Below are 12,055 nucleotides of genomic sequence, written 5' to 3' on the forward strand. Positions count from 1 at the left end.
TTTGTAAAAATCAATTCCCTTAATCCGGATAAATAATAAAATAAAGATTACAAAAACAGGCCTCTGCAAATCTTTTTTTCAGGATTCTTAATCGGGCGAATAAGCCGCACCCGGGCTTACACCTCTGTACTTTTTGTACAGTTTATTGAAATGACTCGCATCTGTAAAACCTAGTTTGGCGGCTATTTCATTAATGTTCAGGCGACTGTTTTTAAGTAATTGATCGGCAGACTTCAGCTTCGTTTGTATAATGTGCTGCTGAATCGATACCCCGCTATGCTTCTTTACATAAATACTGATGTAATTGGGCGACATTGCGAAATGCTTTGCAATATTTTCGACACGCATTTTTTCGGCGTCCAGTGCATACAACCGCAGATAACCCAATATTTGATTCAGTCTGTCGAGCTCGGTATTACCCGGACATTTTTCACCATATGCAGTTGTTGAATGACTTCTGGCGAGCATCATCATTATTGCTCCGAAAAGTTCAATCACCAACTCACGACTGTAGGTACAGGTTTTTGTAAATTCAACTACTAAAATCTGTACTAAATAGTTCAGGTGTTTTTTATCCTGAACATCCTCTACCAGGCTGCCGTTTACAGAAGCGGCATTTTGCAGAAAAGTTTTAATCACTTCCATCCATTTTGCCGTTTTCCCTCCTTCTAATTTTTCTATAAAAAGTTGTTCTGTAAATTTTATAAATACAAAATGTGTTTGCTCTTCCAACTTGAAATAATGGGAGTCTTCCGGTCGTAATAAAAAAACATCTCCTTCTTTATATGGAAAAGATCCCTCATTCAGAAAGTGATGTCCACTTCCCTTTTCAATAAAAATAAACTCATAAAAATTATGTTTATGAACCGGAAAATCCCATCGGTCAAGTTCCAGTCGAAAAACATTTAAAGAGTAATAACTACTAAAACGTTTCATATGCCGTAATAATTTTTTACAAAAATATAATGAAATTATACAACAACATTCCCTCAGTTTCCATTTGTTTTGTCCTCGTTACCCGGAAAAATAAAATGATGCCTGCTCTGTTACTTCAGTAAAAATCTTTTCCTTACCGACATCGGAATTACATCTCCGTTGCTCATTGTAAGAGTAGATACTTTTCTTGATGCGATTTCATTTTTAGCCACCAGGTGCGAATAATGTATCCTTATAAAATTATATCCCTCCAATAAGTCTTCGTAATATTTAATGTTTTTTGACACTGTAAAAGACCTGTCTTTCAAAACAAAGATGGTATAAGCGCTATCTGCCTCAAGCCTGATAATATCTTCAATATTAACGTAAAGCGTTTCATTTAAAACACTAAGGGCCAAACGGGGCTTATCCCTGTTCCTGTTCGTTAAAAAATATTCGATCAGAACACGGCTGCTTAACCTTTCTTTTGCCTTGACTATTGCCTTCGCAAGTTCTTCAGGATCAATAGGTTTTAAAACGTAATCAATTGCATTAAATTTAAAAGCCTTTATCGCATGGGTGTCGTAAGCAGTAATGAAAATAATTGAAAAATTAATATGTGGAATTTTTGACAGTAATTCAAAACAATCCCCGTCTGAAAGCTGAACATCCATAAAAACAAGGTCGACGTTGGTCTTTTTAAAAAAGATCAGACTTTCAAAGACACTCGGGATTTTAGCACAGATTTTAAAATCCGGCTCTAAAATAGAAATCATCTTTTCTAAAGCTGCAGCTGCCGCTATCTCATCTTCTATTATGGCTACTTTATACATTTTTTTACGGTGTATTTAAATTCGATTTTAGTTCCTTCAAAATCCGGTCTTGACATGATTGTAAAACTATTCAGATCATTGGTATTATGGATGGAAAGCCGTGCTTTAAAAATTTGCGTGGAATGCAATTTATCATCTTTAATCACCTTAAAACCAACTCCGTTATCTGTAATACGAAACCCTATTTTTTTCTTTGAAATAGTAAATATCTCTATTTTCAGAATTCCAAATTCCTTAATTCCCTTGAAACCACTTTCAATCGCATTTTCTACAAAAGGCTGTAATAGTAAAGGGGGAATTAATACACTGCCTGTTTCAACCTCTCCGTAATCTATAAAACAGTCAAATTTTTGCCCAAATCTCATCTTCTGAACTGATATGTAATTTTTCAGTGCATCAAGATCCTCTTCTAAAGTGATATATTCTTTTTGCGTGAAATCGAAATTCTGTCGGATCAGTTTCGCAAATTTTGCCACATGAGAAGCTGATTCCAGAATATTGTTGTCCATCATTGAATTCTGAATGGCCACAAGCGCATTAAATATAAAATGAGGATTCATCTGCGACCTTAGTACTTTTTGTTCCAACTGTAAAGCGGCCTGTTCCTGTCTCAAAATCTTTTTACGGTAATACCCGTATAAAATAAGCGCTATTAGTAACAGTATTACAAACACAATGATTCGTTCACTCTGAAACAGTTCCTTTTCTAGTTGGTTTTTATCCCTTAGAAGCCGGATCGCCTCTCCCTGAAATTTAATCCTGGCCTGCTGGGTCGTTTTATCGATCAAGTCTCTTTTTTCTAAAAACCGGACACTCTTTAATTCCTTTAATTCTAATTTCCGATAATACAATGCACTGTCGTGTACTGATTTTTTTTCATGGCACTCAGACAAAATTCCGTATAAACTTTCCTGATCATTTAGAAAATAACTATTCCCCGGATAGTAATGCAAAGCTTTTTTTCCATAATAAAGCGCACTGTCAGTGGCGTTTTTTCTAATAAAAACAAGTGCCATCCTTTTATTTATAGTTGCTTTTAAGCCCGGCAAATCGGTATTTAAAACATAGCCTCTTGCGGCATATTTTTTTGCTTTCTTTAAATAAAAGTAGGCGCTGTCGTAATTTTTTAAATCAATAAATACCGCTGCGATATTGTTGTAAGTGGCAGCATGCAAACTATAGTTTTTATGCAGATCGTCATTCTTAAGTGATCTCTTAAAATATTTCAGCGCCTCCTGTGACTTTTTCTGCCGCCGCAATATTCGCCCAAACTGATTGTATACTTTTGATAAATTGACATTATATTTAATTTTCCCGGAATGTTGAATTGTTTTCCTCAGATAGTACTTTGCTTTTTCGTAAAAATCTAAATTATTGTAATATTTTGCCGTCTGGAGATAGCTGTCTGATAAAACTTTTGAGGAAGGTGCCCATTTTTCGAGTTCCAGATTGTTTTGAAGAATTACCTCCAGGGCCATTACAATTTTATCGCGCTTAAAATAGTATTCGGCATTGATCATATTCACAATACCGTTCTCAGGATAACACTGTTCACCTTTACACATACGAAGTGCTTCTTTCATTTCCGCTTCAGCCAGCGCATCAGCTCTTTTTGATGCCATAAATTCTGCCGATTTTGCATAAACCAGTTGTCCTGTCTTGGGAAATCCGCGGTATCTCTTTTTGAGCTGCTCAAGCTGGTCTTTACACCAGGAATAGCGCTCTGTCTGATGTCCCTCAATAACACTATCGATTGCTTCAAAATTTAAATCCGATTGGCTGTATCCCTTTTTAGGCAACAAAAAGAGAATGGTAAAAAACAGAAAAAGAACAGACTTACTTCTTATCATATTCCGAAATATTAGCATGTACTGAAAAACATCTTAAATATATTACTTTTTTAACACTAAAACACTAATTAACAACATTATACAAAACAAAAAAGATTAAAACTTCAACTCTCTTATTTAACATTTTATTATCTTGGCACTAAAAGGTATGAAATCCATATAGAAATTATTGTCTGAATATTTATAGAAGCCCCATAAACAGTAGTTATTTTTTACAAAGAAAAGACCAAACAAATATTTAATGCAAAGCGATTGATAACTGTAGGGATTTAATTGATAACTGTTTTTTTATGTAGAGCAATGTTCTTAAAAGTGAACGATACTTTTAGTTCATCTTTTACCACAGAGTAAATTCAAACTTTTCTGTTGTAATGACGCAGTACAAGGAAGTTAAAATAAAACAGAGGATACAAAATCAATTGATTAAAACAATAAAGAGGATACCTCTTATGCAATGCTGATTTCGTAAGAATACCACAACCTACTTATACATCATTACATAAAGAGAATCCTCCTTAAAGAGACCTTTGCTACTATCACAAAAGCAAGGTCGGGTTATTAATCCATAATTAAACTTTTTTCTCCAAATCCTTTTATTTAAAAATCATGGCAGTCCATTTAGTATTTCAAAGTCACTTTGGAGAAAGTGCTTACTTACTTCTCTTTTTACTTTTTGTATACGAAAAAACAAGTCCTGTGGTTGTGTAAAAATCCCCGTAACCCTGTCTTTAATTTTAAAAATCAATGCTCTCTTCTTACTTGTTCTGCTATACAACTCCAAACCAGTGCAAAACATTTAAATACCTGAATACCTTCAGCTACAAAAGAACTGAATTCTTACTTCATAAGATTTCTGCTAATCAATCCTCTGCGTAGGTATAAAGGTAAATTTGGAAATCGTTTATAAGTTCCTGTTTGCATCTTGACGTGTTTATCACATTAATATCTTTTATACTTTCAAATTGATGCAGCAGTTCCTCATTAAAACTACAAACTACTAACGGCACTCCTTTTCTGTAAATCTTCATAAAATCAAATAAATTCTTTTCCGAATAAAGTACAAAAAAAGCCAGCAAATATTCTTTTTCAAAACTCTCAAGATCGAAACTATTGTCAAATTTTTTAAATATTTTAAAGTCGTATACTGCTCCAAATATTTTAGTTAGAAATCGTGAAAAACCATGTTGATTGTCATAAATCAATACTTTACTATTTTCCATATTATTGAATTTTTTAAATTATTTCTATTTTTTAAACCTGTAAAAAAAAAACAGTTTCAGGAACATTTTCAGTAAAGATGAATTTTCAAAACACCGAACCCTACTAATTGATAACTGGGCACTTTCAATTGATATTCGTTAAAAACAAATCCATTTTAAGAGCGAAAACAATTAAAAAAAAATCATTTCAGTTAAAACAGTATTCTTAAAACTATTTTTTACAGATTGAGCAACAATCACGTACTGAAATAAAAGGTCAGGTTCATCAAAAACTTATTCTTTCTCCAAATAATTGACCAGGAATCTGCCCGTTAATGATACCCCCCAATATCAAGAAACAAGCAGAAAACCTGATGCAATAAAAAATGAAAAAGTTGAAATTATGCCGTCATCAATAAAACATAATAAAAATATCATTCGACATACACCAAACGATTTTGATTTCTCCAAAAACACAAACTTTTCATTAGTATTTTTATAATAGTCCGGCACAATTTCAACCTTTCATTCTAACATTTTTCAATTTGAATAAAACGGTTTGCTTGTCAGAAATTTAAACTTATATTAGCCATATCTTCTATCCGATTTTCTGCCGGTCAGTCAACTTCTTCTGAGATACTAATGCGAAAATACGATCCAATAAATGTAATTTCCAAAACCGATTGATAACTGTAGGGTTTCAATTGATATCTGAAGATTTTTTAGTCAAATTATCGGTTTTGAGCTGTTGAAATTCAAAAAACAGCACTTCTGCTGCAGCTCCAAAAATGCAAAATGCAACTTCTTTTAAACACTTCATGGATTGAAAATCAAATCTGCTGATGCAATAAATACTATAATAAAATGTTTATATAAATTAGGTATTAAAGCATTTCGATGTACTACCTGATTGTTTTTATTTATTAATTATTTAGAGAATTATGAAAAGGATATTGTTTTTAATTATAGTAATTGGCGTTTCACTGCAAGTACAGGCACAGGATGAATTGAATACTAAATTTAAGTCGATCCCGGCTAAGGAATCGAAGGTTAAAGAGGTGATTCCTCCAAAAGAAATTTCTCCCAAAGTAAATCCGCCCGCTGTTGTCGAAAAACCGGATCCGCTGAAGATCGATCCGAAAGAACTCTTTAAGGATACCAATCTCTATAAACCAGATTCCAATACGAATGAAGTGGCCTACAGACGAAACCAATACTTAGGAGGTTTCAGGACGAAATCATTTACATCTGCGATTCGTTATCGCGATGCTGCTTTTGTAGACGGTGATAAAATTAAGGTGTACCTGAATGATAAAGTAATTGAACCTGAAGTTGGTCTGGATGGTGAATTTAAAGGATTCAAAATAACTTTGGCAGAAGGAATGAATAAGATAGATTTTGAAGCCTTAAACGAAGGATTTGCTGCTCCTAACACGGCCCAATTTGAAGTCTATGATGATAAAGGTGCTGTTATTTATTCCAGCCAGTGGAATGTGGGTACCGGATATAAAGCTACCATTTTACTGCTTAAAGAATAAAGTCTGCCAATCAAATTAAGACATAGAAAAAGGGGAAGTGAAATAAATCACTTCCCCTTTCTATGTAAACTAATCTTTAAAATTAAAATTATTTGGCCACTTTTTTAAATCTCATCATCGGAACATCTCCTTCAATTAAATTTAGTTTCCCGTCTTTATCAATAGAGTAGCTTGTTATTTTTTTCATTTGCTGCAAAAATTGCTGCTCTCCTCCACCATCACAAAACATCATTGTTGTCGGGCCCGGTTCGCCGAAAGTTAATGCTGTTCCGTTTAAGGTATAAGGTGCGCTGTAACCATTACATCCGTTATTTCCAAAGACTTTTGTCTCTTTCTGGTCAAAAGTAATTTGTGGTTTTTTATTCGGATACAATCCTTCAAAGGCAATTCTTGGTCCTGAAATGTATTCCAGTTCCCAGGTTGTATCAAAAAGTCCGGCGGTACTTTTTACTTCTTTAGATGCCATACAGGAATTAAATAATAAAACTGAAATTGAAACGATTGCGATTATGTAGTTTCTCATAAAAGTGTGTGTTTTTAATTAATAAAATTTATTTTTTGAAGATTAAAATTAGGTTCTAAAACTCTAAAATCATTTTCTGAAAATTACTTTCTCAATATTCGTGCCCGATTGTACTCTTAACTACTTTTTTGGATATTTAATATCGAAATATAATACAGACGCGATCTAACATTTTTTTTCCCCTCCTACAATTTCAGGAATTTTCTTCATCCGTTTGTTTTCGCCTGTTAAAAACAATTTTTAAACCATCCCTTCTTTTTTTTTCTTTTTTTAAAACTAGTCCGGGCTTCTCAAAAAGAGTCGCGAAAAAATATAAGAAAAAAATTAATAAAAAAAAACCAAAAAAATATACAAAACTCATTTATAAAGGATTAACTTTAGGGTAAATTAATTGAAAGATTAATTAGACTACAAAAACAGGTATTTCTACGTGCTTCTACAAAGGGGCAATAAAGTAGATTTGTTACAATAAAAACTAAACAAAAACTATTATTAATCACTTTAATCACTTTTTATTATGGAAGAATTTATCGGAGTTGTAAAACTTTTTGCAGGAAATTTCGCACCAAGAGGATGGGCGCTTTGCAACGGACAAATAATGTCTATCGCTCAGAATACTGCTTTATTTTCAATTTTAGGTACAACGTACGGAGGAAATGGGCAAACTACATTTGCATTACCGAATTTACAGGGATCAGTAGCTATTGGTGCTGGAAACGGTGGTGGTTCAAATTATGTTTTGGGTGAGGTTGCAGGTACTCCAAATGTGAGTATTTTAACAAGCAACTTACCGGCTCACGTTCACGGAGGTCCTGGTACTATAGCTGTAAGCAGTGCAAATTCAACTGATTCAACACCCGTAGCAGGAGCTTCTATAGCCATACCGGGATCCATTGTATCAAGAGCATTTGCCCCTACATTAGGTTTTGCTACAGCAACTCCGAATGTCAACCTGGCAACCAGCATTGTTACTGGCGCAACTGGTAGTAATATTCCGATCTCTATAATGCAGCCTTATTTGGCCTTAACTTACATCATTTGTCTTGAAGGTATTTTCCCTTCCAGAAACTAAACCTTAATCTCTTTCTTTTAGGTTATATGACCATTGTGGTATTTCACTAAAATCATATACTAATTGAATTTCAGAGTAAGCACTTAGATTATACATGGATACAACACAAAAAGGATTTGTAATATAGGATTCAGCAGTTTTTAACTCAATATCCCCGAATATTTTAAGTTCTGTAAAAATGCACACATCCGGGTGCTTGCTAAAATCGGCAGGCAGCTTATAAAAAAAGCTTTCAAATGTTGAACTTTTATTTTCGCTGCCAAAATGTTCTTTGTTTATTGTAAATAATCTATCAACAAATACATTGTCAGTATAGGGCTGCATTTCGTTGCGGCCCTTTACTTCATTAGTGTTTTTGAGATATGGCTCATAAGCGAAAAAGGTATAGGCAAGATCAATCCTTATTTCTTCGGGAATCAATAGGGCATCAGAAGTCAATTGCCTCACAATATTTTTTGTAATGGCCACCTGGGGCTCACGGGTAAGTGCGTAATGCATTGTTTCGGTAATGGCAAGATCGATAACAAAATCTGTTGGCTTGGTATACGTAATGGCATTTGCTTCTATTAGTTGCAAATCATATTCCAGAAGGCCAATAACGGATAAGAAGTTGTGTACAGATTGTATGGATTCGACGTTGATGTCTACTAAAACAGCTTTAATTCTCTCTTTATCAAATAATGGAAGTAAAGGCAGAATTAATGTTGCGTAGGGGCCACATCCTGCATAAAGGATATTAATGCTCCTTTCCGGAAAATCCAGGCATAATTTCATTAAAGCTTTGTAAACACCTTTAATAAAGAAAACGGTACGCAAATAATCATCAACACAGTCAGCAGCGCCTGAACTGGATAATGCAAAACCGCCTTTAATAAGGGTTTCATTACTTTCCGGATTCTTATGTGTCGCCGTTTTTTTGTAAAAATCAGAAAGCTGTTCCGCCCACTTTACATGCTCAGGAACAGTCTCTGATGCGATGATAGATTTAACAATAGATATAAGTTCCTGTTTATACATACTTTACAACTTTAAGAATCCTTTTTTTTAAAGTTAGAAATATAAGTTAAAAATATAATGCAACAATACTATCAGATCAATTTAATCTCAATGAATTATGAAAAAACTTTACTTATTATTAATTTTTCTGTTTTTTGCAATCCCGCATATCGGGGCGCAAACTACCGAGACATTTGAAACTGCTACCAACAATGCAAGTAGTTTTACAAATGGTACTAAAACATTTAACTTAACCAGTAGTTATCTGAGCTTTAAAGTCTTCCCTCTTGCAAATGGGGGGTACAATGGCTCAGGCAAATTTATTCAGGTTGAAGACTCAGCAGGACCAGAAGGTTTAGGTCAGACAGGTACTATTTCTGATGCTACAGGAAGCTTTAAGCTTAGTAGCTTATGGATTTATGTAACCGGTAATGCCGCTTTTACTCCGGGTGTCACCAGTAACGGTCTGGCCGGTTCCATTACTTTTAGAGGTAAACTTGGCGGAGTTACACAGTTTACGGTAGTCAAAAGTACGAGTGGCGCTTCTGTAGGTACTGCTCTTCCGGGTAATGGATTTATACAAATCAATTTCGCTACCGAAGGAGGATCAGACAATACAGCTGTAATCATCGATCAGCTTGAAGTTCAATTAAGCAACAATTATGATTATTTTGCTATTGATGACTTTAGATTTGCAAATGGTGCAGTAGCACCAACGGTTACAACGGCTGCAGCCTCAAATGTAGGTGCAGTAAAAGCAACGCTTGGCGGTAATGTAACTGCTGATGGCGGTGATCCTACTATAGAAAGAGGAATTGTTTGGGCAACCACAACAAATCCTACGATATTAAGTAATAAAATACAAATTGGTACTGGTACCGGAATCTTTTCCAATACAGTTGGAACATTTCCTGCATCTACTCTTATTTATTATAAAGCTTATGCCAAAAACTCAGGAGGAACGGGTTATGGCGCTGAACAAACCTTTACAACCGGAGCTGCTTTAAGTACTTCGTCGACACCACAAACAAACGTTTCGTGTAATGGAGGATCTAATGGAACAGCTACAGTAAATGTAACAGGCGGAAAAACTTCTTACTCCTATTCCTGGGCACCTGCAGGAGGAACGGGCGCCACGGCAACAGGGCTAAGCGTAGGGAGTTATACAGTAACCATTACGGATGCTGAAGCAACTCAGATAACAAGAAATTTTACGATAACACAACCACCAGCTATTAGTCTGGCCACAGGGGCAAGTACAAATGTATCCTGCAACGGAGGCTCGAATGGTACGGCAACGGTTATACCATCCGGAGGAACAGGTACTGGTACGTATACGTACTCATGGAGTCCATCTGGCGGTACAGGAGCAACTGCTTCCGGATTGGCTGCGGGTTCTTATACCGTAACTGTTACAGATGCAAATAGCTGTCAGGCAACCAGAACATTTACAATTACACAGCCTCTTGTAGCTCTTAATGCGACTGCAGGGAGTCAAACTAATGTTTCCTGTTTTAATGGTACTAATGGTACAGCTACAGTAAGTCCAACAGGAGGAACTCCTTCTTATACCTATTCCTGGTCACCATCTGGCGGAACTGCTGCTACAGCTTCAGGATTAGCGGCAGGAACCTATACGGTAACTGTTACAGATGCGAATAGCTGTCAGGCCACCAAAACTTTTACCATTACACAGCCTTTATCAGCTCTTGTAGCTTCGGCTTCAGCCCAAACTAATGTATCCTGCAATGGAGGTACTAACGGTTCAGCTACAGTAAGTGCAACCGGAGGAACTGCCGGATATACTTATTCCTGGTCGCCATCTGGCGGAACCGCTGCTACAGCTTCGGGATTAGGTGCAGGAACGTATACCGCAACCGTTACAGATGCTAACGGATGTACTGCAACACAAACTTTTACCATTACACAATCAAGTGTTCTTATAGCTTCACCAGCAGCACAAACCAATGTATCCTGCAATGGAGGTACTAACGGATCAGCCACAGTAAGTGCAACTGGCGGAACTGCCGGATATACTTATTCCTGGTCGCCATCTGGCGGAACTGCTGCTACAGCTTCAGGACTAGGTGCAGGAACGTATACCGCAACCGTTACAGATGCCAACGGATGTACTGCAACACAAACTTTCACCATTACACAACCAAGTGTTCTTATAGCTTCACCAGCAGCAAAAACCAATGTATCCTGCAATGGAGGTACTAACGGATCGGCCACAGTAAGTGCAACAGGCGGAACTGCCGGATATACTTATTCCTGGTCACCATCTGGCGGAACTGCTGCAACGGCTTCAGGACTAGCTGCAGGAACATACACCGCAACTGTTACAGATGCCAACGGATGTACTGCAACTCAAACTTTTACCATTACACAACCAAGTGTTCTTATCGCTTCAGCCGCAGCCCAAACCAATGTATCTTGTAATTCAGGTTCTAACGGATCTGCTACCGTAAGTGCAACCGGAGGAACTGCCGGATATACCTATTCATGGTCACCTGCAGGTGGAACTGCTGCTACGGCTTCAGGATTAACTGCTGGTACTTATACAGCAACCGTTACAGATGCTAACGGGTGTACTGCAACACAAAGTTTTACCATTACAGAACCTGCTACTGCTCTTACAGCTTCACCGGCAGCACAAACCAATGTATCCTGTAATGGAGGTACTAACGGTTCAGCTACAGTAAGTGCCACAGGCGGAACACCTTCGTATACCTATTCATGGTCGCCATCCGGTGGAACTGCTGCTACAGCTTCAGGGCTAGGTGCAGGAACGTATACCGCTACCGTTACAGATGCTAACGGATGTACTGCAACACAAACTTTTACCATTACACAACCAAGTGTCCTTATAGCTTCACCAGCAGCTCAAACCAATATATCATGCAATGGAGGCACTAACGGGTCTGCCACAGTAAGTGCAACTGGCGGAACTGCCGGATATACTTATTCCTGGTCGCCATCTGGCGGAACTTCTGCTACAGCTTCAGGACTAGGTGCAGGAACCTACACCGCAACGGTAACAGATGCTAACGGATGTACTGCAACACAAACTTTTACCATTACAGAACCAACTGTCCTAATAGCTTCAGCCGCAGCCCAAACCAATGT

The 12,055-nt window shown here is 36.7% G+C and carries 9 protein-coding genes; 3 read left to right on the forward strand and 6 right to left on the reverse strand.

Annotated elements, in window-relative coordinates; genetic code table 11:
- Positions 1-87 precede the first annotated feature (87 nt).
- The 4 genes from GJU43_RS18445 to GJU43_RS18460 form a co-directional block, all read right to left on the reverse strand.
- Complete coding sequence (locus GJU43_RS18445; RefSeq protein WP_154342735.1) at positions 88-936, reverse strand: AraC family transcriptional regulator; 849 nt, start codon at positions 934-936, stop codon at positions 88-90.
- Between the two features lie 110 nt (positions 937-1,046).
- On the reverse strand, positions 1,047-1,748 hold the full coding sequence (locus GJU43_RS18450; protein ID WP_154342737.1) for a LytTR family DNA-binding domain-containing protein: 702 nt from the start codon (positions 1,746-1,748) through the stop codon (positions 1,047-1,049).
- Positions 1,736-3,598: a histidine kinase gene (locus GJU43_RS18455; protein ID WP_195760063.1), complete on the reverse strand. Its 1,863-nt coding sequence runs from the start codon at positions 3,596-3,598 to the stop codon at positions 1,736-1,738. Before GJU43_RS18455 ends, GJU43_RS18450 begins: the two co-directional genes overlap by 13 nt.
- 860 nt (positions 3,599-4,458) lie before the next feature.
- A complete protein-coding gene (locus tag GJU43_RS18460; protein WP_154342741.1) occupies positions 4,459-4,818 on the reverse strand; it encodes a hypothetical protein in 360 nt (119 codons plus the stop codon).
- Between the two features lie 920 nt (positions 4,819-5,738).
- On the opposite strand from GJU43_RS18460, the gene GJU43_RS18465 reads away from it, so the two are divergent.
- Entirely contained in the window at positions 5,739-6,335 is a 597-nt protein-coding gene (locus GJU43_RS18465) for a hypothetical protein (protein WP_154342743.1), read from the forward strand.
- An 88-nt stretch (positions 6,336-6,423) separates the two neighbouring features.
- Here GJU43_RS18465 and GJU43_RS18470 read toward each other — a convergent pair whose 3' ends face one another.
- On the reverse strand, positions 6,424-6,858 hold the full coding sequence (locus GJU43_RS18470) for an META domain-containing protein (RefSeq protein ID WP_154342746.1): 435 nt from the start codon (positions 6,856-6,858) through the stop codon (positions 6,424-6,426).
- A gap of 517 nt (positions 6,859-7,375) precedes the next feature.
- Between GJU43_RS18470 and GJU43_RS18475 the strand changes: the two genes are divergently transcribed.
- On the forward strand, positions 7,376-7,930 hold the full coding sequence (locus tag GJU43_RS18475) for a phage tail protein (protein ID WP_154342748.1): 555 nt from the start codon (positions 7,376-7,378) through the stop codon (positions 7,928-7,930).
- Positions 7,931-7,933: 3 nt separating this feature from the next.
- Here the strand turns inward: GJU43_RS18475 and GJU43_RS18480 are convergent, their stop codons facing one another.
- Positions 7,934-8,947, reverse strand: coding sequence for a hypothetical protein (locus GJU43_RS18480; RefSeq protein WP_154342750.1), 1,014 nt, complete (start codon positions 8,945-8,947; stop codon positions 7,934-7,936).
- Between the two features lie 97 nt (positions 8,948-9,044).
- Between GJU43_RS18480 and GJU43_RS18485 the strand changes: the two genes are divergently transcribed.
- On the forward strand, positions 9,045-12,055 hold a 3,011-nt coding region (locus tag GJU43_RS18485; RefSeq protein ID WP_195760064.1), incomplete at its 3' end, for a SprB repeat-containing protein.

Origin of the sequence: Flavobacterium sp. LC2016-23 (assembly GCF_009674775.1) — a bacterium.
GTDB lineage: Bacteria > Bacteroidota > Bacteroidia > Flavobacteriales > Flavobacteriaceae > Flavobacterium.